The sequence below is a fragment of the Streptomyces sp. NPDC021115 genome (genome assembly GCF_044333065.1).
In the GTDB taxonomy this organism is placed as follows: Bacteria; Actinomycetota; Actinomycetes; order Streptomycetales; family Streptomycetaceae; genus Streptomyces.
In genome coordinates this window covers 23,724-50,324 of record NZ_JBIRQF010000023.1, presented here as the reverse complement: position 1 = coordinate 50,324, position 26,601 = coordinate 23,724, and the positions used below count along the sequence as shown (strand labels likewise).

Below are 26,601 nucleotides of genomic sequence, written 5' to 3'. Positions count from 1 at the left end.
CCTGATCACGCCGGGGGCAGGAGCTTCTTCTGGGGCTTGCCCATGGCGTTGCGCGGGAGGGCGTCCAGGAAGCGGACCTTGCGGGGGCGCTTGTGGACGGAGAGCTGGGTGGCGACGAAGTCGATCAGGTCCTGTTCGCCCACGCCGTCGGCGACGACGTAGGCGACGATCTGCTGGCCGAGGTCGTCGTGGGGGGCGCCGACGACCGCGGCCTCGCGGACGGCGGGGTGGTCGAGGAGGGCGTTCTCGACCTCGCCCGCGCCGATGCGGTAGCCGCCCGACTTGATCATGTCGGTGGAGGCGCGGCCGACGATGCGGTGGAAGCCGTCCGGGTCGACGGCGGCGATGTCGCCGGTGCGGAACCAGCCGTCCTCGGTGTACGAATCGGCGGTGGCCTCGGGGCGGTTGAGGTAGCCGTCGAAGAGGGTGGGGCCGGTGAGCTGGAGTTCGCCGATCTCGGCGCCCTCCTCGGCGACGACCCGGGTGCGGATGCCGTTGATCGGGGTGCCGACGGAGCCGGGGCGGCGTTCGCCGCCCGCGCGGGTGGAGATGGTGATGAGGCTTTCGGTCATGCCGTAGCGCTCGACGGGGCGCTGGCCGGTGAGCTGTTCCAGGTCGCGGAAGACCGGGGCGGGCAGCGGGGCCGAGCCGGAGACCAGGAGGCGGGCGGCGGACAGGGCGCGGGCGGACTCGGGGTCCTGGACGACGCGGTTCCAGACCGTGGGTACGCCGAAGTAGAGACTGCCTCCCGCCGCCGCGTACGCCGCCGGGGTCGGCTTGCCGGTGTGGACGAGGCGGCTGCCGGTGCGCAGCGCGCCGAGGACGCCGAGCACCAGGCCGTGGACGTGGAACAGCGGCAGCCCGTGGACCAGGGTGTCGTCCGCCGTCCAGGCCCAGGCTTCGGCCAGCCCGTCCAGGTCGGCGGCGACCGCGCGGCGCGAGATGAGCGCGCCCTTGGGCGCGCCCGTGGTGCCGGAGGTGTAGAGGATGAGGGCGGTGGACTCCGGGTCGGGCTCCGGCTTCGTCCAGGCCGCCCGTTCGGTCAGGTTCACGGGAACCGTCTCGATCGGTGCCTCCACATCGGCGTCCCCGGTCAGCAGGAGGGCGGCGGCGGAGTCGCGCAGGATGTGGTCCCGTTCGGCGGGCCCTGAGTCCGGCGGTACGGGGACCACCGGCACCCCGGCGAGGAGCGCGCCGACGACCGCCGTCACCGTCTCCGCGGTCGGGGTCGCCCGGACCGCGACGACCGGCGCCCCGGCCACCCGGGCGGCCACCGCGCCCGCGGCGCCCAGCAGGTCCTCGCGCGAGAGGGCGTGGCCGCCGACGGTGAGCGCGTCGGGGCGGTCACCGCTCTGCGCGGCGAGGGAGGTGAGGAGAGGTGCGGTCACGGAACTGACTCCTTTCACCGAGGGCCGGGGCTGCTGCCTGTGGCCCCTCTTCCTTTCGGGGGGCCGGGCCCTACGGACTGAGCGTCCCCGTGACCGTACCTTCGGAAGCGTGGGAGCCCGTGATCAGGAGGTGCAGGAGGTGAAAGAAGTATCGCGGGAACCGCCGCACCCCGGCCGGTCGGCCAGGGGCGGGACGACGGCGGTTCCCGCGAGGGACGCGAAGACCGCGTCCCGGGCGACCGTGGAGGTCCGGGAGCCGCTCCGGATGTCCTGGTCGCCGCGTTCAGGTGTGTCGGTGTCGTCCGTTCCGACATCCACTAATCTGCCGGGTCAGTGTTAACGCTGTGCTGCGGACGCGTGACGCTCACGTACCACTTCGCCGAAGCAACGAACTCGGGGGTCACTTCGCGCCGTTGGCGAGATACGCGAGCAGGTCCTGACGGCTCACGACGCCCCTGGGCTTGCCCTCGACCAGCACGACCGCCGCGTCCGCCCGGCCCAGGACGGCCATCAGGTCCTCGACGGCCTCGCCCGAGCCGACGTGCGGCAGGGGCGGGCTCATGTGCTTCTCCAGGGGGTCGCCGAGGGAGGCGCGCTGGGCGAACAGCGCGTCCAGCAGCTCGCGTTCCACGACCGAGCCGATGACCTCGGCGGCCATCACGTCGGGGTGTCCGGCGCCCGGCTTCACGATGGGCATCTGCGAGACGCCGTACTCCCGCAACACCTCGATGGCCTCGCCGACCGTCTCGTCCGGGTGCATGTGGACGAGGGAGGGCAGCCCGCCCGCCTTGCCCTGGAGGACGTCGCCGACGCGCACGGACGGGCCGTCGTCCTCCAGGAAGCCGTAGTCGGCCATCCACTCGTCGTTGAAGATCTTGGAGAGGTAGCCGCGGCCGCTGTCCGGGAGCAGTACGACGACCACGTCGTCCGGACCGAGCCGCTTGGCGACCTCCAGCGCGCCGACGACCGCCATCCCGCAGGAGCCGCCGACCAGCAGCCCCTCCTCCTTGGCGAGCCGCCGGGTCATCTGGAAGGCGTCCTTGTCGGAGACCGCGACGATCTCGTCGGCCACGGTCCGGTCGTACGCGGTGGGCCAGAAGTCCTCGCCGACGCCCTCGATGAGGTACGGGCGCCCGGAGCCGCCGGAGTAGACCGAGCCCTCGGGGTCGGCGCCGATGACCTTGACCCGGCCGTCGCTCATGTCCTTCAGATAGCGGCCGGTGCCGCTGATCGTGCCGCCGGTGCCGACGCCCGCCACGAAGTGGGTGATCTTGCCTTCGGTCTGCTCCCACAGCTCGGGTCCTGTGGTCTCGTAGTGGGAGCGAGGGTTGTCGGGGTTGCTGTACTGGTCGGGCTTCCAGGCGCCGGGGGTCTCGCGGACCAGGCGGTCGGAGACGTTGTAGTACGAGTCGGGGTGCTCGGGGTCGACCGCGGTCGGGCAGACGACGACCTCGGCGCCGTACGCCCGCAGCACGTTGATCTTGTCGGTCGAGACCTTGTCCGGGCAGACGAAAACGCACTTGTAGCCCTTGCGCTGGGCGACCATCGCGAGGCCCACACCGGTGTTTCCGGAGGTCGGCTCGACGATCGTGCCGCCGGGCTGCAGCGCGCCCGACGCCTCCGCCGCCTCGATCATGCGGACCGCGATGCGGTCCTTCACCGAGCCGCCGGGGTTGAAGTATTCGACCTTGGCCAGAACGGTCGCCCGGATGCCCTCGGTCACGGTGTTGAGCTTTACCAGCGGGGTGTTGCCGACCAGCTCAATCATCGATTCGTAGTACTGCACGCCTGCTCCTGGTCCGGAATCCGCGGGATCTCCGCGTCGGGACGGCCGCGTCGCGGGCCCGTACAGCCAGCTTATTGCGCGGAACCGCCCGCCGACCCGTGCGGTTGTGGCCACCCGCGCAGGGGGCACCAAGTGGTTAGCAAGGCGTACAAAGGTACAGAAGGCGTTCGGTAGGAGGTGGGCTGGACCCATGTCGATGTCGAGGGCGAGGGTTGCGCGGCGTATCGCGGCCGCGGCGGCGTACGGGGGCGGCGGGATCGGGCTGCTGGGCGGGGTCACCGCCGTGCTGTTGCTCACCGAGGTCTCCCTGGCGAAACGGATCGTGGGCGGATCGGAGGAGGCCCCGCCGCGCGCGGACGGCCGCTACGGCTTCGACTTCGCCCTCAGGACCGGTCAGCCCCCACTGCGGCTGGCCTTTCTCGGCGACTCCACCGCCGCCGGACAGGGCGTCCACCGCCCTAGTCAGACGCCGGGCGCGCTGCTGGCCTCCGGGCTCGCGGCGGTGGCGGAATGCCCGGTTGACCTGCGGAACGTGGCGCTCCCCGGGGCCCAGTCCAGCGATCTGGAGCGGCAGGTCACGCGCGTACTGGCGGACCCGGAGCAGCTGCCGGACGTGTGCGTCATCATGATCGGCGCGAACGACGTCACCGGGCGGATGCCGCCCGCGCAGTCGGTGCGGCTGCTGTCGGAGGCGGTGCGGAGGCTGCGCGATGCCGGGTGCGAGGTCGTGGTCGGTACGTGCCCCGACCTGGGCACGATCGAGCCCGTCTACCAGCCCCTGCGCTTCGTCGCCCGGCGGCTCAGCCGCCAGCTGGCGGCCGCGCAGACGATCGGGGTCGTCGAGCAGGGCGGCCGTACGGTGTCGCTGGGCGACCTGCTGGGGCCGGAGTTCGCGGCCAACCCGCGGGAGCTGTTCGGCCCGGACAACTACCACCCCTCGGCGGAGGGGTACGCCACGGCCGCGATGGCCGTGCTGCCCACGCTGTGCGGTGCGCTCGGGTTGTGGCCCGAGGAGGCGCCGGAGACGCGCGACGAGGGCATTCTGCCGGTGGCCACGGCGGCGGCCGCGGCCGCGGCCGAGGGGGGTACCGAGGTGACGGCCGCCCGCGGGCCGTGGGCCCGGCTCCTGCGGCGCCGCCAGCCACCCACCGAGACCCCCACCCAGGGGTCCGCCCCGGCGCCCCCGCTGCCGCACTGAGCGGGGGCCTTCCCCGAGCCCGCCCCTCCCCGAACCGGAGCCCCCGCCCGGCCCCCGGGCGGGGGCTCCGCCCCCACACCCCCGCTCCTCAAACTCCCCCAGCTACCGCTGGGAGGTGCCCCCAGGGGGCTGAGTGGTACGCCCGGAGGGGGCGGGTCCCTCCGGGCCCTGGTGGGTCCCGGACCCGACAGGGCAGGCATCGGAGCACCGACGAGGCGGGGGTGCGGGGCGGCCACGTCCTCGGGGCCAGAGGCGGAGCCCCGACGGGGTGTGGGGCGTGGCCCCGCCCGGGGTCCTGGGGCGGGGCCCCGGATCGGGAAGGGGCGGGGTGGGGAAAACGCCTCGGGTTCGGGGGGCTGAGCGTACGCTTAGGAAAAAGAGTTCCGCGTCACAGCACTCGCCCCGTGACCCCCGCTCTACGTGCGGGTAACTTCCCTCACAGTCCCACGTCGTACCCCCGATCCGCCCCATGGAGCCGTGATGCCCGAAGCCGTGATCGTCTCTGCCGCCCGTTCGCCCATCGGCCGTGCCTTCAAGGGGTCGCTCAAGGATCTGCGGCCCGACGATCTGACCGCCGAGATCATCCAGGCCGCGCTGGCCAAGGTGCCGCAGCTGGATCCGCGGGAGATCGACGATCTGATGCTCGGGTGCGGGCTGCCGGGTGGGGAGCAGGGGCACAACCTGGGGCGGATCGTGGCCGTGCAGATGGGGATGGACCATCTGCCCGGGTGCACGATCACCCGGTACTGCTCCTCGTCGCTCCAGACGTCGCGGATGGCGCTGCACGCCATCAAGGCGGGTGAGGGGGACGTGTTCATCTCGGCAGGCGTCGAGATGGTCTCGCGCAGCGTCAAGGGCAGCTCGGACGGGATGCCGGACACCCACAACCCGCTGTTCGCCGACGCCGAGGCCCGTACCGCGGCGCGCGCCGAGCAGGAGGGCACCGGCTGGCACGACCCGCGGGAGGACGGGCTGGTCCCCGACGCGTACATCGCGATGGGGCAGACCGCCGAGAACCTGGCCCGGCTCAAGGGGATCACCCGCGAGGACATGGACGCGTTCGGCGTGCGGTCGCAGAACCTCGCCGAGGAGGCCATCAAGAAGGGCTTCTGGGAGCGCGAGATCACCCCCGTGACGACCCCCGACGGCACGGTGGTGGCCACGGACGACGGGCCGCGTGCGGGGACCACGCTGGAGGGCGTACAGGGCCTGAAGCCGGTCTTCCGCCCCGACGGCCTGGTCACCGCGGGCAACTGCTGTCCGCTCAACGACGGCGCCGCCGCACTCGTGATCATGTCGGACACCAAGGCGCGCGAGCTGGGCATCACCCCGCTGGCCCGGATCGTGTCCACCAGCGTCTCCGGCCTCTCCCCCGAGATCATGGGGTACGGACCGGTCGAGGCGTCCAAGCAGGCGCTGGCCCGGGCCGGGCTGACGATCGGCGACATCGACCTGGTGGAGATCAACGAGGCGTTCGCCGCCCAGGTCATCCCGTCCTACCGGGACCTGGGCATCGACCTGGACCGGCTCAACGTCAACGGCGGCGCGATCGCGGTGGGCCACCCGTTCGGCATGACCGGCGCCCGTATCACCGGCACGCTGATCAACTCGCTCCAGTTCCACGACAAGCAGTTCGGCCTGGAGACCATGTGCGTGGGCGGCGGCCAGGGCATGGCGATGGTCATCGAGCGGCTGAGCTGAGCGCGAGCCGCCGAGCCGGTCCCCCGGCGGGTACACGGCCCGAGCGCGAGTTGTGACCCAATCTCCCCCAGGATGTGACCAACGTCCTGGGGGAGCCCCGTTTCCCCAGCTCAGCTATGGTGTACGGCCCCCTTCCGGCATGGACTTCGGTCCGCTCGGTGACCTACGGCCCTGACGCCGAGAGGCGATCCGGGTCAAGCTGAGGTAGGAATTCGGGGGATCGACAGCAATCGGGAGTTACGTCAGTGAGCCCCATGACCCTTGCCCTCCTGCTGGCCGCGCTGGCCGCCACGGCCACCGGCGCGGCCGCCCTGCACACCGCGCGCGGTGTGCGGCGGCAGATCACCGAGCTGCGCGCCGAGCTGGCGGCCACGGTCGCCGCGGCCGCCCAGGCGGCCGACCGGTCCGGGGACGACGCCCTCACGGTGCCCGCCGCCCGCGCCACCCCCGCCGCCGAGATACGGGCGGCCGTCGCCGACGCGCTCGCCGAGGAGCGGGAGCGCGAGCTGGCCGAGGCCCGGGCGTTCTGGGCCGCGCAGGAGGCCCGCGACTCGGCCGGGTCGTCCGACGCCCCCTCGCTGCTCGGCGGGCTGGCCGGGCTCGGCGAGGACTCCCCGCACGACGTACCGCACGACGCGCAGCTCTTCGTGCCCCGCCAGGCCGATCTGGCCGGTCTTGAGCCCCTGCTCGGCCTGGACGCGCTGGGCCCCGACGCCCGCGACCGCTCCGGGGAGCAGGAGCCGGAGCAGCCGATGGAGCTGGAGCTGGGCGCCGAGGTCGGCGCGGAGATCAGCGCCGCGGAGCTGGGCGCCGAGACGGACCCGGAGGCCGAGGCCGTCGAGTCGCCCGAGCTGGCCGCCGCGCGCCGCCGCCACCCCTCGCACCCCGACTTCACGCCGTCGTCGCCGGTCGCCGACCACGACCGGACCGTGGCCCGGCTGACCGAGCTGGCGGACGCCCGTACCCCGCTGACGGACGTACGCCCCGGCCCGCTCGGCACGCTCGACGTGTACGTCTTCGCCGACGGCACCACGATCTGCATGACCCCCGGCCACCGGGAGACGGCCGAGCGGCTGGCCGACGCGCTGCGCGCGGGCACCGCCCCGGTGCTGCTCGGCGGTTCGGGCGTCTCGGGCGCGTACGCGCTCACCTTCGGCTGCGGGGACGGGAACGTGTACGTCCTCGCCGACCGCGTCATCGCCTCGCTGTGACAGCCGTCAGCCGATAATCCCGCGTCAGAGCCCGCAGCGCCCGGCCGCCGCCTCGACGAGCGCGAGCGCCTCGGCCACGTCCCCACTCGCTGCGGTCTCCGCCTCCGCGGCGCCACCCGGCGCGCGCTCCAGCGCGTGCACCAAATCATGACCGGCCACCGCGACCTGGTCGGCGATCGTGAACACTCCCGCGTCCGGCATGATCCGCGGCGGGTTCCCCGGCCCCTCCAGACGCTGGGCCCGTACGGACAATTCCCTCGCCAGAGCCAGTCCTTCGGCCGCCGCGCCCTGGTGCAGCCGGGACTGCGGAAGGGCGCGCAGCCGGTCGGCGAGGCGGTCTACGGCACGGAGCAGGGGGGTCGCATCATCCACGCCGAGAGCGTATGCGCCACCCACGGACTGTTGCCAACGGCCGAACACTCAGGCACGGTGAGCTGAAGGACCCCACCCGGGTGATTGAACCCGGGGCCGGAATGGACGCGTCCGGAGGCGCCGATGTCCCAGATCTTCTCCGACGAGACTCACCGGAACCTACTCTCCCGCATCCCCCAATGCACTGGCCGTGACATTGCCGACTGGCTGCGCACGGTAGACGAAGGTCCCGCCTTCTTCCGCTTCGAGGAGAAGGTCAGCTGGCTGCGGGGCGAGCACCAGCTCGCCTACGGGCACGCCAAAGCGATCATCCACGAACACGACCTGAGGCGCGCGGCGCGCAAGCTGCTGTAGCCCGCCACGCTGCCCGGAGGCCCCGGAGGCAGAAGCGTGTACCACAGAGGGGCACGGCCCGAGAGCGGCTTAAGCCGCAGAAGACGGCGAAGGGCCCGTGGAGGCAATTGCCTCCACGGGCCCTTCGACTGTCAGATCCGGGGTCAGTCCCCGAAGATGGTCAGTCCCTGAAGATGGAGATCAGCCGGAGCAGCTCCAGGTAGATCCACACCAGCGAGAGCGTCAGACCGAACGCGGCCAGCCAGGACTCCTCGCGCGGAGCGCCGTACCGGACGCCGTCCTCGACCTGCTTGAAGTCCATCGCCAGGAACGCGGCACCGAGCACGACGCCGATGATCCCGAAGGCGATGCCGAGGCCGCCGCTGCGGAAGCCCAGGCCGTCACCGCCACCGAAGGCGGCGAACAGCAGGTTGACCGCCATCAGCAGCAGGAAGCCGATGGCCGCCGCGATGACGAAGCGCTGGAAGCGCGCGTTCACCCGGATGAGCCGGGTCTTGTACGCGGCGAGCACACCGACGAAGACGGCCATCGTGCCGAGGACCGCCTGCATCGGGGCGCCGGACCAGCGCTCGTTGTACACCTGGCTGATGACGCCGAGGAAGAGCCCCTCGAACAGGGCGTATCCCAGGATGAGCGCGGGCGACGCCTTGCGCTTGAACGCCTGTACGAAGCCCAGCACCATCGCGACCAGCGCGGCGCCGAAGCCCACACCGACCGGAAGGTGCGCGATCCAGGCGACGGCCGCGGCGACGATGACCGTACCCAGCGTCATACCGGTGCGCATGACGACGTCGTCCATCGTCATCCGGCCGGTCTGCGGACCGGCCGGGGGCGCTCCGTACATCTGCTGGAGCTGTTCGGGCGTCAGGTTCTGCTGGCCACCGGCCGCGTAGGGATTCGCCGGTGCCTGCGTCTGCGCGTAGGGATTGGTGCCCGCGTAGGGGTTGCCCTGTGCCGCGGCGGGGCCCCCGGCCTGCTGGGCCGCGCCGAAGCCGGCGTAGCCGCCGCTGCGGCTGAACCCCCGTCGCGAGAAGACCGGGTTGCTGCTCCTCATCTCACTCCTCCATGGCCGCCGTGCGCGACCTTGACTCAAGAGTAATGGGTAAGCAAAGAAAGCACCCTAGTGCCCAAGGAGGATCTTTTCACGCGCGCGTGGACGGCGCGAGGTCCCCCTGGGAGCCGCCCGGGACCGGGCGCGGACCCCGGTCGTACGGTGGGCGACCGGCTACGCACGCAGAGTGCGCCCACGAGATCTGGAGGTGCCCGGAACCGGACTTGAACCGGTACGCCCGCGAGGGGCAGCGAGGTTTAAGCTCGCCGTGTCTGCATTCCACCATCCGGGCAGCGGCTCACCCTGGGAAGCACGAGTGCGTACCTCCCTCCCCATAGGAGAGCAGCACGAGCCTATCCGGGCCGATGGACCCGAACAGCGAACCACCGGACCGAGGTTGTCTTATTTTATTGGCAACTGAGGGCCCATCAGCAGTGGGTCAGGGTACCCGCCGACACCGGCGCCCGCCGGACCTGCTTATATGCCCTGTGGCCCCTTTGACGGCGGATTGACGCAATCTCGATGCCCCCGTTCGGGGGGCCTCTCCTACCCAAGGAGGACTCCGGGCGGCGCGCCTACGACCCGAGTCGCGCGCAGAACCGGAGGAGCGAGGGATCCCGTCCCCCTTTACGGCGGAGACGATGGAATGACGTCCCGGCCGACCGCACCGCACGACAGGAGCTCCGCACCGTGACCACCACCACCTCCGGCGTCGAGACCGCCGCCCGTTCCACGACGGCGGCGGCCCGAGCAACGGACCTCTCCAAGGTCTACGGACAGGGCGAGACCCAGGTCGTCGCCCTGGACGCCGTCTCCGTCGAGTTCCGGCAAGCCGAGTTCACCGCGATCATGGGCCCCTCGGGTTCGGGCAAGTCGACGCTGATGCACTGCATGGCGGGCCTCGACTCCGTATCCAGCGGCTCGGCCCGCATCGGCGACGTCGAGCTGACGGCCCTGAAGGACAAGAAGCTCACCCAACTGCGCCGCGACAAGATCGGGTTCATCTTCCAGGCGTTCAACCTGCTGCCCACGCTGAACGCGCTGGAGAACATCACCCTGCCGATGGACATCGCGGGCCGCAAGGCCGACCCGAAGTGGCTGGACCAGGTCGTGGAGACCGTCGGTCTGGCCGGGCGGCTCAAGCACCGCCCCAGCCAGCTCTCCGGCGGTCAGCAGCAACGCGTCGCCGTGGCCCGCGCGCTGGCCGGCAAGCCCGAGATCATATTCGCGGACGAGCCCACCGGAAACCTGGACTCCCGCTCCGGCGCCGAGGTGCTGGGCTTCCTGCGCAACTCGGTGCGCGAGCTGGGCCAGACCGTGGTCATGGTGACCCACGACCCGGTCGCCGCGGCCTACGCCGACCGGGTGGTGTTCCTCGCCGACGGCCGGATCGTGGACGAGCTGCTGGACCCGACCGCCGACTCGGTGCTGGACCGCATGAAGCGGTTCGACGCCAAGGGCCGTACGAGCTGACGCGGGGCGCGCGTCCGTCACCGGGCGCGCCGCTGTGAAGCCTCCGCACCTCTCCCTTCCTCCCCAGGACTCACTTCCATGCTCCGTACCGCCTTGCGCAACGTGCTCGCGCACAAGGCCCGGCTGCTGATGACCGTCCTCGCCGTCATGCTCGGCGTGGCCTTCGTCTCCGGCACCCTGGTCTTCACCAACACCATCTCCGCCGCCTATCAGAAGAGCTCCGAGAAGGGGTTCGACGGCGTCGACGTCGCCATCACCCCGCACAAGTCCGACAGCGGCTCGGGCCTGCCGGGCCCCACGCCGCGGCTGAGCCAGCAGGTGCTCGACAAGGCGGCCAAGGTGGACGGCGCCGCCTCCGCCACCGGCGTCGTCAAGGGCTTCACCGCCCTCTCCGACCGCAACGGAGAGGCGCTCGGCAGCGGCTTCTCCACCCTCGGCGGCAACTACTACCCGGGCCCCGACGGCAAGGACCCGCGGTACACGATGACCGAGGGCCGCGCGCCCAAGGCCGCGGGTGAGATCGCGCTCGACGCCAAGTCCGCCCAGAAGGGCCACTTCAAGGCCGGTGACTCCATCCGGGTGTCCGTGGACGGCCCGGTGCGCACCGAGAAGATCTCGGGCGTCTTCACCACCGAGGACGGCAATGTGGCGGCGGGCGGCAGCCTCGCGCTGTACGACAACGCCACCGCGCAGAAGCTGTTCGCCAAGCCCGGCCAGTTCGACGAGATCGACGTGAAGGCCGCCGCCGGGACCTCGCAGGCCGCGCTGAAGTCCGCGGTCGACCAGGTCCTGCCGGACAACGCCAGGTCAGCGACCGGCCAGAAGCTCGCCGACGACCAGGCCGAGCAGATCAAGCAGGGCATGAGCAGCATGCAGACCGCCATGCTGGTCTTCGCCGGGATCGCGCTCTTCGTCGGCATCTTCATCATCGCCAACACCTTCACCATGCTGGTCGCCCAGCGCACCAAGGAACTGGCCCTGATGCGGGCGGTCGGCGCGAGCCGCCGTCAGGTGACCCGCTCGGTGCTGATCGAGGCCACCGCCGTCGGCGCCGTCGCGGCCGTCGTGGGCATGGCCGCCGGTATCGGCATCGGCGCCGGGCTGCGTTCGCTGCTCAGCTCCACCGGGGCGGTCGTCCCGGACGGGCCGCTGGTCATCGAGCCGACGACCGTGGCGGCCTCGCTGCTCGTCGGCGTCGTGGTGACCGTGCTCGCCGCCTGGCTGCCGGGCCGCCGCGCCGCGAAGATCCCGCCGGTCGCCGCGATGAGCAGCGTGCACGCCGCGCCGACGACCCGCGGTCTGGTGGTACGGAACACGATCGGCGCGCTGCTCGCGGCGGCCGGTGTGGCGCTGGTGCTGTACGGCTCCGGCCAGGGCATGGACGGCAAGGGCCCGATGGCGTTCGGCGCCGCGGTCCTGGTGATCGGCGTGTTCGTGCTCACCCCGCTGCTGTCCCGGCCGCTGATCGCGGCGGCCGCGCCGGTGCTGCGGCTCTTCGGGATGTCCGGCAAGCTCGCCCGGCAGAACGCGGTGCGCAACCCGCGCCGTACCGCCGCCACCGCGTCCGCGCTGATGGTCGGCCTCACCCTGATCACCGGCATGACGGTGATCGCGGGCAGCGTCCAGAAGGGCATCGACCAGATGGCCTCGGACGGGCTCAAGGCCGACTACGTCGTCAGCATGGGCGGCGCCGGCGGGGCGCCGCGGCCGCTGTCCCCGGACGTGGCGAAGACGCTGGAGAAGCAGCCCGAGGTCACCGCCGTCAGCCCGCTGCGCCAGGCCGTGTCCAAGGTCGGCAACACGACCGAGCCCCTGACCGGCATCAACCCCGAGGCCGCCGAGCAGCTGGTCGGCGTGGACTTCCTCCAGGGGTCGTTCTCCGGCTTCGGCGGGCAGAAGGCCGTCGTCGACGACAAGACCGCCGACAGCAACCACTGGAAGGTCGGCTCGGCCATCCCGGTCACGTACCAGGACGGCCGCAGCGCCAAGCTGACCGTGGGCGGTGTGTACGAGGGCAACCAGATGATCCGCGGGGTCATGGTCGACACCGCCACCATCACCCCGCACATGACCGCCGTCGGCGACGTCCAGGTGATGCTGAAGACCAAGGGCGGGGCGTCCGAGGCCAACAAGGACGCGCTGACGAAGGCGCTCGGCAACAACCCGGCCCTCCAGGTCCAGAACAAGAAGGACATCTCCGACAGCATCGCCAAGCTGTTCACGCTGATGCTGAACATGCTCTACGGCCTGCTGGCCATGGCCGTGATCGTCGCGGTGCTCGGGGTCATCAACACCCTGGCCATGTCGGTCTTCGAGCGGTCGCAGGAGATCGGCATGCTGCGGGCCATCGGCCTGGACCGGCGCGGCATCAAGCGGATGGTGCGGCTGGAGTCGCTGGTCATCTCGCTCTTCGGCGGGGTGCTCGGGATCGGCCTCGGCGTCTTCTTCGGCTGGGCGGCCGGTGAGCTGATCTCCACCGGTCTCTCGACCTACGAACTGGTCCTGCCGTGGGGCCGGATGGGCCTGTTCCTGGCGATGGCCGCGCTCGTGGGCGTGCTCGCGGCCCTGTGGCCCGCGCGCCGGGCGGCCAAGCTCAACATGCTGGAGGCCATCAAGGCCGAGTAGGGCCTTGGCAGCCGGACGGACACGAACGGGCTTGACGCGCTCCCCGCGCGTCAAGCCCGTTCGTCGTTTCCCCCGCCGCCGTCAGCCGCGCCAGTCGCGGGTCCGCAGCGGCAGCCCGGACGCGCCGCTCTCCGGCGTACGGACGGCGAGGACCTGGTTGACGCCGATCCGGTTGCGCTCGAACGACAGGGCGGACGCGGCCATGTAGAGCCGCCAGACCCGGGCCCGGCCCGGGGAGGTCAGCCGGACGGCCTGCGGCCAGGACCGCTCCAGGTTGGCGACCCAGCGGCGCAGCGTGAGCGCGTAGTGCTCACGGATCGCCTCCACGTCGCGCACCTCGAAACCGGCCTCCTCCAGCTGGGTCACGGTCCGGCCGACGGGGGCCAGTTCGCCGTCGGGGAAGACGTACCGGTCGATGAACTCGTCCACGTGGTACGCCTCCTCGTCCGCCTCGGGCCGCCGGGCGATCTGGTGGTTCAGCAGCCGCCCGCCGGGGACCAGCAGCCGGTGCAGGATGCCGGTGTACTCGGCGTACCGCACGGAACCCACGTGCTCGGCCATGCCGATCGAGGAGATCGCGTCGTACGGGCCGTCGTCGATCTCGCGGTAGTCCTGCACCCGGATCTCGATCCGCTCGGTCAGCCCGGCGTCCGCGATGCGCTTGCGCGCGTACGCCGCCTGCTCCTCGGACAGCGTGATGCCGACCGCGCGCACCCCGTACTCGCGCGCCGCGTGCAGCACCATCGAGCCCCAGCCGCAGCCCACGTCCAGCAGCCGCTGACCGGGCTCCAGCGCGAGCTTGCGGCAGACCAGGTCGAGCTTGGCCCGCTGGGCCTCCTCCAGCGTGCTGTCGGGTCTGTCCCAGTACGCGCACGAATAGACCATCGAGGGGCCGAGCACCAGCTCGTAGAAGTCGTTGCCGACGTCGTAGTGGTGGCTGATGGCCCGCTTGTCGCGACGCAGGGTGTGCAGCGGCCCGCGGCTCCCCCCGACCTCCTCGCGCGGCGGGGCGGGCGGCAGCCCGGGGCCGGCGAGGGCGAGCAGGTCGCGGGCGGCGGCGCGCGTCCCGGGGTCGCGCGCGGCCCTCCAGGCCGCGGCGAGGCGGGCCGGGCGCCCGGGGGCGGGGCCGTCCTTCTCCCACAGCAGCCCGGCCAGCTGTTCCAGCGCTTCGTAGAGATCGCCCTCGACTTCGAGGTCGCCCGCCACCCAGGCCCGGGCCAGGCCGAGTTCGCCCGGCTTCCACAGCATCCTGCGCAGCGCCCGGCGGCGCCGCAGGACGAGGACGGGGGCGCCGGGCGGACCGGTCTCGCTACCGTCCCAGGCCCGGATGCGGAGGGGGAGCGGGGCTCCCAGCGCCTCCTCGGCCAGGGCGGCGAGTCGCGCGGCGGCGTGGGTCATGTCGGCACACCTCCATGATGGCGAGTCAGGGAAGATTCGCTCACCACGTAAACACCATGGAACCGCCCTTACAGTCCCGCCGACACGTCTGGAATCAGTAAAAAGCGCGCACGCGAAGGGCGTCCGCCCCACGGATGGCGGACGCCCTCGGCGTATGTGCGATGTTCAGATGTGGGTGGACCTCCGGGCCGGGGCCCGGGTCAGGACGCCTTGGCCTTCTCCGCGGTGACCTCGGCGGTGGCCTTCGCGGCGGCGGCCGCGGAGACCGGGGCGGCGGCCTCGTAGAACTCCTCGCGGGGGTTCTCCATGGCGCCGAGCGACACGACCTCGCGCTTGAGGAACATGCCCAGCGTCCAGTCGGCGATGACCCGGATCTTGCGGTTGAAGGTCGGCATCGCCAGGCCGTGGTAGCCACGGTGCATGTACCAGGCCAGCCGGCCCTTGAGCTTGATCTTCATCTTGCCCATGACGATCATCGCGACGCCCTTGTGGAGGCCGAGACCCGCGACGGCGCCCTTGTTGGCGTGCTTGTACTCGCCCTGCGGGAAGCCCCGCATGCCCGAGATCACGTTGTCGCCGAGGACCTTGGCCTGGCGCAGCGCGTGCTGGGCGTTCGGCGGGCACCAGGCGCCCTCACCGGAGGCGAGGTCCGGCACCTGGGCGTTGTCGCCCGCGGCCCAGATGTAGTCGGTGCCCTTCACCTGGAGGTTGGCGCCGGTGTCCACGTGGCCGCGAGGGCCGAGCGGGAGGCCGAAGCGGGCGAGCGCCGGGTTGGGCTTGACGCCCGCGGTCCACACGATGGTGTTGGAGTCGACCTCGAGGCCGTTCTTGAGCACCACGTGGCCGTCGACGCAGGAGTTCATCGAGGTGTTGAGGTAGATCTCGACACCGCGGTTCTGGAGGTGCTCCAGGCCCCACTGGCCGAGCTTCGGGCCCACCTCGGGGAGGATCTTGTCGGCCGCGTCGACGAGCACGAAGCGCATGTCCTCGCGCTTCACGTTCGGGTAGTACTTGGCGGCGTCGCGGGCCATGTCCTCGACCTCGCCGATGGTCTCCGCGCCCGCGAAGCCACCGCCGACGAAGACGAAGGTGAGGGCCTTGCGGCGGATGTCCTCGTCCGTGGTGGAGTCGGCCTTGTCGAGCTGCTCGAGGACGTGGTTGCGCAGGCCGATGGCCTCTTCTATGCCCTTCATCCCGATGCCGTTCTCGGCCAGGCCGGGAATCGGGAAGGTGCGGGAGACCGCGCCCATCGCGATGACCAGGTAGTCGAAGGGCAGCTCGTACGACTCGCCGACGAGCGGCTGGACGACGGCGACCTTGCGGTCCTGGTCGATGTTGGACACCCGGCCGGTGAGGACCTCCGCCTTGGGAAGCACACGCCGCAGCGGAACCACGACATGGCGCGGAGAGATGCTGCCGGCCGCAGCTTCGGGGAGGAAGGGCTGGTACGTCATGTACGAGCGGGGGTCGACGACCGTGACAGTCGCCTCGCCGTACCGCATCTTCTTGAGGATGCGGCGCGCCGCGTACAGGCCTACGTACCCACCGCCTACAACGAGGATCCTGGGACGCTCCGTGGTGCTCATGACTTCGAGTATCCAGCACCCCGCAGGGGGGACCTCGTGAGCCCCTTCACAAGCAATGTGGGGGTATCTGCTACACTCCGCCGCCCCCGTGACGGAGGACATAGCCGTGCGGGGGAACCAGTAAGCGGATCAAGACGTTCCCAGCGCTCTGAGCAGCGATAGTCGTTGAACGCGCGAGTAGACCAAGGGGTTCCCGGCCGATCTGTCGTACCGGGCGGGCCGATCCATGATCCGGCCACTTGTTGAACACCATCACCAAAAGGGACCCCGGTGCACCACAGAAGGCGGCCACCAGGCAATTTTTTCATGTGAAGGATTTCACGAACTCTTTTGGCGGCCATCAGCGAAAGGCCCCCGAGGGGCCTTCCGCTGCCGCTCATACGTTATCGATCCTGCTCAGGCGATGCTCCACGCAAGGCCGTCGAGGATGTCGTGTTCGCTCACCACGACCTCCTCGGCGCCGGTCCTCTCCATGATCGAAAGGAGCACGAGGGCGCCCGCCGCGATCACGTCGACGCGGCCCGGATGCATCGCCCCGACGGCCGCCCGTTCGGCATGAGTCGAGGTCAGCAGCTTGCCCACGATCTCGCTGACATGATCGGCCCGAACCCTCGCGTGATGGATCGCGGCCGGGTCGTACTCCGTCAGCCCCAGCGCGATGGCGGCGACGGTGGTGACCGAACCGGCCAGCCCGACCAGGGTGTGCCCGCCCCCGCCCGGGCGGCACGCCCCCGTGAGGGGCACGGTTTCCCCGGCCAGATCCAGCGCCCGGCCGATATCCGCTTTGATGGCACTGATCTGACCGGCCGTTGGCGGATCGGTCACTTGACCCTTTACGACGAGATGCCGCTCCGTCAGCCGCACACAGCCGATGTCGACGCTGCGGGCCGCCCGCACCCCGTCGTCACCGCTGACGAACTCGGTCGAGCCGCCGCCGATGTCCACCACCAGGAAAGGACCGCTCAGATGCGCGTGCCCGGTCAGCTCCTTGGTCGCGCCGGTGAAGGAGAACTCCGCCTCCTGGTCGCCGGTGATCACCTCGGGCTCGACGCCCAGGATGTCCACGACGCCGCGCACGAACTCCTCGCGGTTCTCGGCGTCCCGGGAGGCCGAGGTGGCGACGAAGCGGACGCGCTCGGCGCCCAGCGCGCGTATGACCTCCGCGTACTCCCGGCACGCGGCGAAGGTGCGCTCCAGCGCCTCGGGGGCCAGCCGCCCGGTGCGGTCCACGCCCTGGCCCAGCCGGACGATCGTCATCCGGCGGTCCAGCTCGGTCAGCTCACCCGTGGCCTGGTCGGCGTCGGCGACCAGCAGCCGGATCGAGTTGGTGCCGCAGTCCACGGCCGCGACGCGGGTCATGCGGTCTCCCCTTCCGTCCCGGCGTCTGCCGTCCCGGCGTCCCCGCAGGGGCTCACGCACGGGCCCTTGCGCCACCACTCGGGCAGCAGCGCGATCGCCTCGTCGCCGAGCGGATTGACCCCGGGCCCGGCCGCGAGGGAGTGGCCGACCAGGACGTGCAGGCACTTCACCCGGTCCGGCATGCCGCCCGCGCTCGGGAAGCCCTTCAGCTCCTCGATGGCGTCGCGGCGCGCGATGTAGTCCTCATGGGCGGCGCGGTAGGCGGCGGCCAGCTCGGGATCTTCGGCGAGCCGGGCCGTCATCTCCCTCATCACGCCCTCCGCCTCCAGCGTGCCGATCGCGGACGCGGCGCGCGGGCAGGTCAGGTAGAAGAGGGTGGGGAACGGGGACCCGTCCTCGAGGCGCGGCGCGGTCTCGACGACATCGGGGTTGCCGCAGGGGCAGCGGTGCGCGACGGTGCGCAGGCCCCGCGGTACGCGGTTCAGCTGCTCCTTGACGGCGGCGATGTCCGCGTCGGTGGGCGCGGTGGGCTCCGTCTGCGGAGGGGGCGTGTCCATGAGGGGAAAGTTCTCTTCGCTCGGTATCGGACCGGGGGCGACCGTGCGGCGCCGAGGCGGCGCGTCAGCGGTCCGCGGCGGCCGCCTTCGGCTCGTCCGCCGTGTCCACGGTGTCCCAGAGGTTGGTGTACCAGGGGCGGTTCGCCGCGCCCTGGTCGGTGGAGTGCTCGGCCCTGGCGCCGGGGTCCACCATGCTGAAGCCGGTCTCGCCCGGCATCAGATAGTGCAGATGCTCGCGGGCCTGCCGCTCGATGTACGCGGGGTCGTGCAGCCGGGCCTTCCGCTCGCGCAGCTTGGCCACCTCGGCGCGCTCGCGCTGGGCCTGGCGCCGCTGGTCGGCGATCTCGGAGCGCTGGGAGACGTACTGCCGCATGGGGTAGGCCAGCGCCACCACCAGGGAGCAGACGACCAGCGCGAGGAGGGCGGCCCGGCCGGTGAGGCGGCTGCGGCGGCGCTTGATCCGGGCACGGTAGACCCGGGCGGCGGCGTGTTCGCCGAGCGCCTTGAGCCTGGTCGCGGTGGAGAACCGATCCGCCGGCACGTCGCCTCCCCGGTGATGACTTCGCTTGAGCCGTGAGCCTTGAGTGACGAGTCACGCCGTCCCCGGCCACGGTACGGGACCGCGGCCGGGGACAGGCGTCAGACGTGTCCGCTCGTCGAGGATCGAGGAGCGTCAGCCCTTGAAGCGGGGGAACGCGGAGCGGCCCGCGTACACCGCGGCGTCGTCCAGGATCTCCTCGATGCGCAGCAGCTGGTTGTACTTGGCCACCCGCTCGGAGCGGGCCGGGGCGCCGGTCTTGATCTGGCCGCAGTTGGTGGCGACGGCCAGGTCGGCGATGGTGACGTCCTCGGTCTCACCGGAGCGGTGCGACATCATGCACTTGAAGCCGCTGCGCTGGGCCAGCTCGACGGCGTCCAGGGTCTCGGTCAGCGAGCCGATCTGGTTGACCTTGACCAGCAGGGCGTTCGCGGTGTCGTTCTCGATGCCGCGGGCCAGCCGCTCGGGGTTGGTGACGAACAGGTCGTCGCCGACCAGCTGGACCTTGTCACCCAGCTGCTCGGTGATGGTCTTCCAGCCGTCCCAGTCCTCCTCGTTCAGCGGGTCCTCGATGGAGACCAGCGGGTACGCCTCGACCAGCTCGGCGTAGTACGCGGTCATCTCGGACGCGGTGCGGTCCTTGCCCTCGAACTGGTAGACGCCGTCCTTGTGGAACTCGGAGGCGGCGACGTCGAGCGCGAGCGCGATGTCCTGGCCGGGCTGGTAACCGGCCTTCTTGATGGCCTCGACGATCAGGTCCAGGGCGTCCCGGTTGGAGTCGAGGTTCGGCGCGAAGCCGCCCTCGTCGCCGAGGCCGGTGGACAGGCCCCGCTCCTTCAGCACGCCCTTGAGGGTGTGGTAGACCTCGGCGCCCCAGCGCAGGGCCTCGGAGAAGGACTCCGCGCCGACCGGAGCGATCATGAACTCCTGGATGTCCACATTGGAGTCGGCGTGCGAGCCGCCGTTCAGGATGTTCATCATCGGGACCGGCAGCAGGTGCGCGTTCGGACCGCCGAGGTAACGGAAGAGCGGCAGGTCGGACGCCTCGGAGGCGGCGTGGGCGACGGCCAGGGAGACGCCGAGGATGGCGTTGGCGCCGAGCGAGGACTTGTCGGGGGTGGCGTCCAGGTCGAACATCGCCTGGTCGATCAGGCGCTGCTCGGTGGCGTCGTAGCCGACCAGCTCGGGGCCGATCTGTTCGATGACGGCGAGGACGGCCTTCTCCACGCCCTTGCCGTTGTAGCGGTTCTTGTCGCCGTCACGGAGTTCGAGGGCCTCGAAGGCGCCAGTGGAAGCGCCGGACGGGACGGCGGCACGGCCGGTGCTGCCGTCGTCGAGGCCGACCTCGACCTCGACCGTGGGGTTGCCTCGCGAGTCGAGGATCTCGCGAGCTACGACGACGTCGATGGACGGCACGAGGATCTCCTTCGTATGGGTCTTCGGTAGCAGCATGAGCCTAACCGCACCGAAGCCCCGGCGGGGTGCACCGTGGGGGCGGCGCACCCGGCCGGGGCTCGTTGGCTACGGTGGGGCGGTTCAGCTCAGGTGGAGCTGCTGGCCGGGGAAGATCAGGTCGGCCCTCTGGATGATGTTCTTGTTCAGGTCGAACAGCTTCTTCCAGCCGCCCTTGACGCCCTCCGCCTTGGCGATCTTGCCGAGGGTGTCACCGGACTTGACCTTGTACTCGCCGTCGCCCTTCTTGACCGGGCCGCGGGCCTCGGAGCGCGCGGCGTGCTCGGGCGCGCTGCGCGGCGCGGCCTTCGGCTGGGCGGACGGGGCCGACTGCGAGGAGTCGGGCTGGCTCTGCTGCGGGGTCGACGGCTGGGGGGCCGACGGGGCGCCGCCGGTGGTCAGGCCCTTGCCGCAGACCGGCCAGGCGCCCTTGCCCTGGCTGGACAGGACCTTCTCGGCGACCTGGATCTGCTGGGCCTTGCCCGCCTTGTCGGCGGTGGACGCGAACGCGGTACCGCCGTAGGCGGCCCAGGTGGAGGAGGAGAACTGAAGGCCGCCGTAGTACCCGTTGCCGGTGTTGATCGACCAGTTGCCACCGGACTCGCACTGCGCGACCTGGTCCCACTGGGACGTGGTGGCGGCAGAGGCGGACGTCGCACCGATGAGCGGAGTGGCCACGGCGGCTCCGGCGAGGCCGACGAGCGCGGTGATGCGGGTGGCCTTGGAAGGACGACGGTGCTTGCCCTGAGCGTTGGACATGTTCGTTCGTTTCCTCACCGACGCCTACGAGGTGAGCTGTCGGGTTCGGGCGTGAGTTGCCCGGCCCGGTGCGGGGTTCGCACCGGGCTTCACCCCTAGCCGCTCGGCCGGTTCCGCTGGCCTTACGGCACTTACCTTGGGTCCCCCGCTCCTGCCTTCGGCGCTGGCGCGTCGGTACCGGACGACCGCCGGCAGGACTCGGCGTGACGGTCGACGGTGCTCGCGGTGGCGAGCGGAAAGACGTTAAACACACGGCCGGGAAACGTTCAAACACCCCCATCGCAGCGAAGAGGGTTGTAATCGATCTCACCTGGCCCACATCGGCGCAGGTGGGGCCGGGTGTGGAGAGACCGGACACGAGGGACGCCCCGGTAAATGTGACGAGAGGTATGTCTCACCGGCGCCAGATCGGGCAAATCCCCCCGAACTACTGGCCCCTGATGGTGAGGTCAAGTCGCTGACCAGGGAGAATGAGATCCGGGTCGGTTCCGATGAGGCTTTCGTTGGACGCGTAGAGCCGACGCCAATCAGCGCCCAATTCCTGCTTTTCGGCGATTGCTGAAAGGTTGTCACCCGGACGCACTGTGTAGCCGCCATCCGTGGGGTTTTCGACACGTTCGGCGCCTCCGCGCGAGGCGTGGCCGCTCGGCCGTTCCCGCGCGCCGGAGTCGCCGGGAGACGGAGAAGAGGGGGACGGGGAGGACGCGTCGCGGTCCGGCCCGTCGGGCGACTTCGAGGCATGGGACCGCTCCGGCTCGTCGGGCGTGTCCGATGCGTCGGGCGCCCCCGGCTCGTCGGGCGTACGGGACGCGTCCGGCGCGTCCGGCGTGGACGAGGCGTCGGGGGTCTTGCCGGACGGAGCGCCGCCGTCCCGCTCGCCCGAGTCGTCCCGCCGGTCCGTATCGCCCGCGTCGCCCGAGTCGTCGCGCTGCGGGGGCTGCTGGGAGGGGCGTGCCGTGCTGCCCGGGTTCACGTCCGGGGCGTCACCGCCGTCGGCCAGCCCGGCGTTCAGCGCGCAGCTGGGCCAGGCGTCCGGGCCGCGGTCGCCGAGGATCGCCTCGGCGACGGCTATCTGCTGGGAGCGGCTGGCGAGGTCGGGGCGCGGGGCGTAGCCGGTGCCGCCGTACTTCTTCCACATGTCGAGGGTCAGCTGAAGACCGCCGTAGAAGCCATTGCCCTCGTTGGCGCTCCACATCCCGGCGCTCTCGCACTCGGCGACCCGGTCCCACGCGGAGGCGGGGGCGGCCTGGGCGCCGGTCGCGCCGAGGAGCGGGATGGCGATGCTCGCGCCGGTCACCCCCGCCGCGACGACGATGGCCGGAGCCTGGCGGGGGCGGCGGTGACGTCCGTTCCCGGAAAGCATGCGAATCGCCTCTCGTGTGGGGCTGGTTTGTCGGTTGAACATAGCGACGCCACACGATCATCACAAGCCGGTGTATCTGAGGTCACGCGGTGATCACATACCGGTTCCCCGCGTCTGACCGGGCGTCACTCTCCCCAGGTCACCGGGAGGGTGCGCAGCCCGCGCATGATGAGGCCGCCGCGCCAGCGCAGTTCGTCGGGCTCCACCGCCAACCGCAGGTCGGGGATGCGGCGCAGCAGGGTGGCGAGCGCGGTCTGCGCCTCCAGGCGGGCCAGCGGGGCGCCCAGGCAGTAGTGGATGCCGTGGCCGTAGCCGAGGTGCTGGTTGTCGGTGCGGGCGAGGTCGAGGACGTCGGGGTCGGGGAAGCGCCCGGGGTCGCGGTCGGCGGCGGCGAGCACCACCAACACCGGCTCGCCCTCGGCGATGTGCTGCCCGCCGAGGGTGACCGGCTCGGTGGCGAACCGCCAGGTGGCCATCTCCACCGGCCCGTCGTAGCGCAGCAGTTCCTCGACCCCGGTGGCGAGCAACCCCTCGTCCCCTTCTTCTAGTGCACGGTGCAGCCGGGCCCGCTGCCCGGGGTGACGAAGCAGGGCATAGAGCCCATTACCGATCAAATTCACGGTCGTCTCGAACCCAGCAAAGAGAAGGATGAAGGCCATCGCCGCGGCCTCGTTCTCGGTGAGGTGGTCGCCGTGGTCGCTGGCCCGGATCAGGTCGGAGATCAGGTCGTCGCCGAGCGCGGCGCGCTTACGGTGGATCAGCTCGGCCAGATACGCGCGGATCCGCTTCACCGCGCGGGCCACTCCGCCGCGCGGGCCGCCGCCGTGCCGGATCATCGTCCCGGCCCAGTCCCGGAAGTCGTCCTGGTCCTCCCGCGGGACGCCGAGCAGATCGCAGATCGCGTAGATGGGGAGAGGGAAGGCGAACTCATGGATGAGGTCCGACTCCCCCCGGTCGGCGAAGGCGTCGATGAGGTCGTCGGTCAGCTCGCGCACCCGCGGGGCGAACGCGGCGACACGGCGCGGGGTGAACGCCTTGGACACCAGCCGCCGCAGCCGGGTGTGGTCGGGGGGATCGATATTGAGCAGATGTGTCATCAGATCCGCGCGCTGCTCGCCCGGGATGCCCACTTTGCCCCGGGCGTGAGCGGATTCACTGTGCCGCTGGGGATTCTTCGACAGCCGGGTGTCGGCGAGGGCCTGCCGGGCGTCGGCGTAGCGGGTCACCAGCCAGGCCTCGATCCCACTGGGAAGAGTGGTCCGATGCACCGGGGCGTGTTCGCGTAGCCAGGCGTACGCGGGGTAGGGATCGGTGGCGAACTCCCAGGTGAAGAGGGTGGGAGCGGGGGCGGGGCAGGGCTGATCTGACACGCCCCGACGATACCGGCCGCGGTCGATGGATTCCGATACGCCACTTATCGGAAGTAAATCCATTACGCGAAAGTAAAGCCAATTAACGTCGAAACAATTCGACGATCATCTCCACACTCCCTCCACGGCGCGCACACAGCGCGCGGCGAATGCCCGGATATCTGATGGGTGGAGACACCGCCCGGAGCTGCCCGCGACGCACTCGGCAGAGACCTACGGCACATGCGCTGACGTCGACCAATGAGGCAAAATGCGGGGGTGGCTGAAACGGTGTCAGGTGGTTAAATGGGCCTCCGGCACATGCATGGGGCCTCCCTCCCCTGGTGATACGATCACCGCGCTTGCCAGGCGAGCCAAGGGCCCGTAAGACACACGGCGATCCGGTAAATCAGCCGAGAGGGTTACCACTCTGAGGAGCACTATGCCGCGAGTTGGGCATATGGAGCCGTACCGGCGCACTCGTGCCCGTGCGCTGCCCGCGGCAGGACCAGTGCGACGCACCGCGACCCGGCCGGCACCGTACGGGCGCTGACTTACCGCCGCCCCTCCATAACCCCTGGATTCTTATTCACGCAGCAACCTTCAGTCCCTGGCGGTCTAGTCGTTTAAAGAGAGTCTTATGACGCATTACATACAGGATCCTGCGCTCTGGGCCCTGATCGCTGGCACGCCTCTCGCCGCAACCGCCATTATTCGCGGGCGAAAAGCGAGAGCGAAGCTCAGTACCGAGAGGGCGGAACTCCAGAACCGCACCGCCGAACTCGAGAACAACTACGCGGCGGCGGTTCAGGACGCTCAGGTACGAGCCGAGGAAGCCACCAAGAGCGCGCTGAAGTCCGCGATGCGGACGCTTCAGGGTCTGGCCAACGAGCAGCAGCTGGCGATCTCGAAGCTCCAGGACCGCTACGGCGAGCACCACATCCTCCAGGACCTGCTGGAGATCGACCACATGAACTCGCAGTTCGGCCGCCGTGCGCAGTCGATCGCGGTTCTGTGCGACGGCTGGCTGGGCCGTCAGCGGGCCGTCGCCTCCGTCTACGACGTGGTGCGCAGCGCCAAGGGCCGCATCCGCCACTACACGCGCGTCGAGATCCGCTCCCAGAGCAACTTCGCCTTGGTCAGCCGGGCCGTCGAACCCGTCGCCCTGGCCCTCGCCGAGCTGCTGGACAACGCGACCAGCTACTCCGCTCCCGACTCCCCGATCGACATCTCGATCCGCACCGTCCCCAAGGGCGTTTGCATCATCATCGACGACGCCGGCGTCGGTATGAACGAGGAGGAGAAGAACCGGGCCGACGAACTGCTCTCCGCCCAGCGCGCGTCGGGCGTCACCGGCCTGGGCAATCCGCCCCAGTTCGGTTTCGCGGTGATCGGCGTGCTCGCCTCCCGCTACGGCTTCACCGTCTCCGTCGATTCGGCCTCTCCCTACGGTGGTGTGCGTGCGGTTGTGCTGCTTCCCGAGGACCTCTTGACCAACATGCCCGAGCCGGAAGAACAGCCCACGCCCCGAACGTCCCAGGCCGCAGCCCCCGAGGAGAGCGATTCCACCGCGGGCGGGCTGCCCAAACGCCGCCGCAAGGGCTCGATGTCCATCGTGCCGCGGTCCGACGAATCGAACGCCCCCAGCCGGACGAGCGAGGAAACCGCCTCGATCATGGGCGCCTTCCAACGCGGCACACAGTCCGGTCGCTCCGCAAACCCGAACAGGGAAGGGCATGATCCTCAGTGAACAACGACCTGTCATGGATGCTTGACAGCGCCCTGGAAGTACCCGGGGCGCGTCACGCGATCCTGGTTTCCGCGGACGGTCTGCTGATGGCCCGGTCCCAAGAAGTCAGGAAGGACGAGGCCGACACCGTCGCCGCCGCGATGAGCGGCATCCAGTCGCTGAGCCGGACGATGGCCGGCTTCTGCGGCGGCCCCCACATGAACTGGCGTCAGACGCTGGTCGAGTTCGACGGTGGCTGGGTCTTCCTCATCTCGGCCGGTGAGGGCGCCTACCTGGCGGTGTCCTCCGCGCCCGACGTCGACATGGCCGACATCACCTTCCGCATGCAGCAGCTCGTCGGTCAGCTCGGCAAGGCGCTGACCACTCCACCCCGCGAAACGGGCGTTCAGGCATGACTGCCCCGGAGGAGCAGGAGCCCGAGTCCGCTGGATTAGTGCGACCGTACGTCATCACCAACGGCCGCGGGCTCCCGGACAGTGACCAGTTCAACCTGATCACCTTGGTGACCGCTTCCGAACAGAGACGCTCTCCGACGCTCGACCCGGAGAAGCGGAGCCTGCTGGACCTGTGTTCAGGGGGCTATCTCTCCGTTGCCGAGATCGCCGGCCACATGGGGCTGCCGATCGGCATCGTCAAGGTCCTGCTGTCCGACCTGTCGTCGGACGGCTATCTGATCACGCGCGCCCCCGCGCCACCTGCCCAGCTCGTCGACGTATCACTCCTTCAGGAGGTACTGGATGGTCTCCAGGCCCGCTTCGGATGAGGGCGTCTATCTGGACGACGCGGTGCAGATCGCGGCCAAGATCCTGGTCGTGGGGCACTTCGCGGTCGGAAAGACGACGTTCATCGGCACCATGTCGGAAATCCCCCCGCTGCGCACCGAGGAACGGATGACGCAGGCCGGTGCCCACGTCGACGATCTGATGGGTACCCGGGGCAAGACCACGACCACCGTGGCCATGGACTTCGGTCGGCTCACACTCAGCGATCGACTGGTTCTCTATCTCTTCGGCACACCTGGGCAGGAACGCTTCGTCCAGGTGTGGGAGGACATGACGCGGGGTGCGCTCGGGGCGCTCATCCTGGTCGATCCGGAACGCCTCAAGGAATCCTTCGCGGTGATCGACCTGGTGGAACAGTACGGACTTCCCTATGCGATATCCGTCAACCACTTCGACGGCACTCCGGTCCGACCCGACGGGGAACTGCGCGAGGCGCTGGATCTCCTGCCCGAGACCCCCATCGTCACCTGTGACGCGCGTGACGAGAAGTCATCGGCCAACGCGCTGATGGAACTTGTCCGCTATCTACAGGCACGTACCCGCTAGGAG

Annotated in this window: 23 protein-coding genes, 1 tRNA gene and 1 riboswitch; of the genes, 10 read left to right on the top strand and 14 right to left on the bottom strand. The window is 70.5% G+C overall.

Annotated features, from left to right (window positions below; translation table 11 throughout):
* Positions 1 to 5: 5 nt before the first annotated feature.
* Positions 6 to 1,388 carry an acyl-CoA synthetase gene (locus ACH4TL_RS40020; RefSeq protein ID WP_398328774.1) on the bottom strand — a complete coding sequence of 461 codons (1,383 nt, stop codon included), beginning with the start codon at positions 1,386 to 1,388 and terminating at the stop codon, positions 6 to 8.
* 400 nt (positions 1,389 to 1,788) lie between these two features.
* A complete protein-coding gene (locus ACH4TL_RS40015; RefSeq protein ID WP_398328777.1) occupies positions 1,789 to 3,174 on the bottom strand; it encodes a cystathionine beta-synthase in 1,386 nt (461 codons plus the stop codon).
* A gap of 190 nt (positions 3,175 to 3,364) precedes the next feature.
* Here ACH4TL_RS40015 and ACH4TL_RS40010 point away from each other — a divergent pair, with 190 nt between their 5' ends.
* The 3 genes from ACH4TL_RS40010 to ACH4TL_RS40000 all read left to right on the top strand — a co-directional run bounded on the left by ACH4TL_RS40010 (position 3,365) and on the right by ACH4TL_RS40000 (position 7,284).
* Positions 3,365 to 4,372 carry an SGNH/GDSL hydrolase family protein gene (locus tag ACH4TL_RS40010; protein WP_398328780.1) on the top strand — a complete coding sequence of 336 codons (1,008 nt, stop codon included), beginning with the start codon at positions 3,365 to 3,367 and terminating at the stop codon, positions 4,370 to 4,372.
* Positions 4,373 to 4,852: 480 nt separating this feature from the next.
* Positions 4,853 to 6,073, top strand: a complete 1,221-nt coding sequence (locus tag ACH4TL_RS40005; protein ID WP_398328783.1) for an acetyl-CoA C-acetyltransferase — start codon at positions 4,853 to 4,855, stop codon at positions 6,071 to 6,073.
* Positions 6,074 to 6,318: 245 nt separating this feature from the next.
* Complete coding sequence (locus ACH4TL_RS40000; RefSeq protein ID WP_398328786.1) at positions 6,319 to 7,284, top strand: hypothetical protein; 966 nt, start codon at positions 6,319 to 6,321, stop codon at positions 7,282 to 7,284.
* Positions 7,285 to 7,308: 24 nt separating this feature from the next.
* Here the strand turns inward: ACH4TL_RS40000 and ACH4TL_RS39995 are convergent, their stop codons facing one another.
* On the bottom strand, positions 7,309 to 7,656 hold the full coding sequence (locus ACH4TL_RS39995; protein WP_398328789.1) for a hypothetical protein: 348 nt from the start codon (positions 7,654 to 7,656) through the stop codon (positions 7,309 to 7,311).
* Positions 7,657 to 7,779: 123 nt separating this feature from the next.
* On the opposite strand from ACH4TL_RS39995, the gene ACH4TL_RS39990 reads away from it, so the two are divergent.
* Entirely contained in the window at positions 7,780 to 8,010 is a 231-nt protein-coding gene (locus tag ACH4TL_RS39990; RefSeq protein WP_385446208.1) for a DUF4287 domain-containing protein, read from the top strand.
* Between the two features lie 160 nt (positions 8,011 to 8,170).
* On the opposite strand, the gene ACH4TL_RS39985 is transcribed toward ACH4TL_RS39990, so the two are convergent.
* Entirely contained in the window at positions 8,171 to 9,064 is an 894-nt protein-coding gene (locus tag ACH4TL_RS39985; protein ID WP_398328792.1) for a Bax inhibitor-1/YccA family protein, read from the bottom strand.
* 206 nt (positions 9,065 to 9,270) lie between these two features.
* Positions 9,271 to 9,353, bottom strand: a tRNA-Leu gene (locus ACH4TL_RS39980).
* Between the two features lie 398 nt (positions 9,354 to 9,751).
* On the opposite strand from ACH4TL_RS39980, the gene ACH4TL_RS39975 reads away from it, so the two are divergent.
* Both ACH4TL_RS39975 and ACH4TL_RS39970 read left to right on the top strand, forming a co-directional pair.
* On the top strand, positions 9,752 to 10,534 hold the full coding sequence (locus ACH4TL_RS39975; protein WP_398328795.1) for an ABC transporter ATP-binding protein: 783 nt from the start codon (positions 9,752 to 9,754) through the stop codon (positions 10,532 to 10,534).
* A gap of 78 nt (positions 10,535 to 10,612) precedes the next feature.
* Entirely contained in the window at positions 10,613 to 13,159 is a 2,547-nt protein-coding gene (locus ACH4TL_RS39970) for an ABC transporter permease (protein ID WP_398328799.1), read from the top strand.
* Between the two features lie 81 nt (positions 13,160 to 13,240).
* Here ACH4TL_RS39970 and ACH4TL_RS39965 read toward each other — a convergent pair whose 3' ends face one another.
* From ACH4TL_RS39965 to ACH4TL_RS39925, 9 genes are all read right to left on the bottom strand, one after another.
* Entirely contained in the window at positions 13,241 to 14,557 is a 1,317-nt protein-coding gene (locus tag ACH4TL_RS39965) for a class I SAM-dependent methyltransferase (RefSeq protein WP_398328803.1), read from the bottom strand.
* A 200-nt stretch (positions 14,558 to 14,757) separates the two neighbouring features.
* Positions 14,758 to 16,143: an NAD(P)/FAD-dependent oxidoreductase gene (locus tag ACH4TL_RS39960; RefSeq protein WP_398328806.1), complete on the bottom strand. Its 1,386-nt coding sequence runs from the start codon at positions 16,141 to 16,143 to the stop codon at positions 14,758 to 14,760.
* Between the two features lie 396 nt (positions 16,144 to 16,539).
* Positions 16,540 to 17,502 (bottom strand): exopolyphosphatase, encoded by a 963-nt coding sequence (locus ACH4TL_RS39955; protein ID WP_398328809.1) that lies wholly within the window; start codon positions 17,500 to 17,502, stop codon positions 16,540 to 16,542.
* Positions 17,499 to 18,059: a DUF501 domain-containing protein gene (locus tag ACH4TL_RS39950; RefSeq protein WP_398328812.1), complete on the bottom strand. Its 561-nt coding sequence runs from the start codon at positions 18,057 to 18,059 to the stop codon at positions 17,499 to 17,501. Before ACH4TL_RS39950 ends, ACH4TL_RS39955 begins: the two co-directional genes overlap by 4 nt.
* A 64-nt stretch (positions 18,060 to 18,123) precedes the next feature.
* A complete protein-coding gene (locus ACH4TL_RS39945) occupies positions 18,124 to 18,600 on the bottom strand; it encodes a septum formation initiator family protein (RefSeq protein WP_398328815.1) in 477 nt (158 codons plus the stop codon).
* A gap of 132 nt (positions 18,601 to 18,732) precedes the next feature.
* Positions 18,733 to 20,019: a phosphopyruvate hydratase gene (gene eno, locus ACH4TL_RS39940; protein WP_398328912.1), complete on the bottom strand. Its 1,287-nt coding sequence runs from the start codon at positions 20,017 to 20,019 to the stop codon at positions 18,733 to 18,735.
* Positions 20,020 to 20,133: 114 nt separating this feature from the next.
* Positions 20,134 to 20,808 (bottom strand): transglycosylase family protein, encoded by a 675-nt coding sequence (locus ACH4TL_RS39935; RefSeq protein ID WP_398328818.1) that lies wholly within the window; start codon positions 20,806 to 20,808, stop codon positions 20,134 to 20,136.
* A 6-nt stretch (positions 20,809 to 20,814) separates the two neighbouring features.
* A riboswitch (cyclic di-AMP (ydaO/yuaA leader) is annotated at positions 20,815 to 20,981 on the bottom strand.
* A gap of 254 nt (positions 20,982 to 21,235) precedes the next feature.
* Positions 21,236 to 22,171, bottom strand: coding sequence for a transglycosylase family protein (locus ACH4TL_RS39930; RefSeq protein ID WP_398328821.1), 936 nt, complete (start codon positions 22,169 to 22,171; stop codon positions 21,236 to 21,238).
* Positions 22,172 to 22,296: 125 nt separating this feature from the next.
* Entirely contained in the window at positions 22,297 to 23,541 is a 1,245-nt protein-coding gene (locus ACH4TL_RS39925; RefSeq protein ID WP_398328824.1) for a cytochrome P450, read from the bottom strand.
* 619 nt (positions 23,542 to 24,160) lie between these two features.
* Here ACH4TL_RS39925 and ACH4TL_RS39920 point away from each other — a divergent pair.
* From ACH4TL_RS39920 to ACH4TL_RS39905, 4 genes are read left to right on the top strand one after another with little or no spacing between them, the layout of a single operon-like run.
* On the top strand, positions 24,161 to 25,270 hold the full coding sequence (locus ACH4TL_RS39920; protein WP_398328827.1) for an ATP-binding protein: 1,110 nt from the start codon (positions 24,161 to 24,163) through the stop codon (positions 25,268 to 25,270).
* A complete protein-coding gene (locus ACH4TL_RS39915; RefSeq protein ID WP_009717316.1) occupies positions 25,267 to 25,665 on the top strand; it encodes a roadblock/LC7 domain-containing protein in 399 nt (132 codons plus the stop codon). Before ACH4TL_RS39920 ends, ACH4TL_RS39915 begins: the two co-directional genes overlap by 4 nt.
* On the top strand, positions 25,662 to 26,033 hold the full coding sequence (locus tag ACH4TL_RS39910; RefSeq protein ID WP_398328831.1) for a DUF742 domain-containing protein: 372 nt from the start codon (positions 25,662 to 25,664) through the stop codon (positions 26,031 to 26,033). Before ACH4TL_RS39915 ends, ACH4TL_RS39910 begins: the two co-directional genes overlap by 4 nt.
* Positions 26,008 to 26,598, top strand: a complete 591-nt coding sequence (locus ACH4TL_RS39905) for a GTP-binding protein (RefSeq protein ID WP_398328834.1) — start codon at positions 26,008 to 26,010, stop codon at positions 26,596 to 26,598. The genes ACH4TL_RS39910 and ACH4TL_RS39905 overlap by 26 nt, the downstream gene beginning before the upstream one ends.
* Positions 26,599 to 26,601 lie beyond the last annotated feature (3 nt).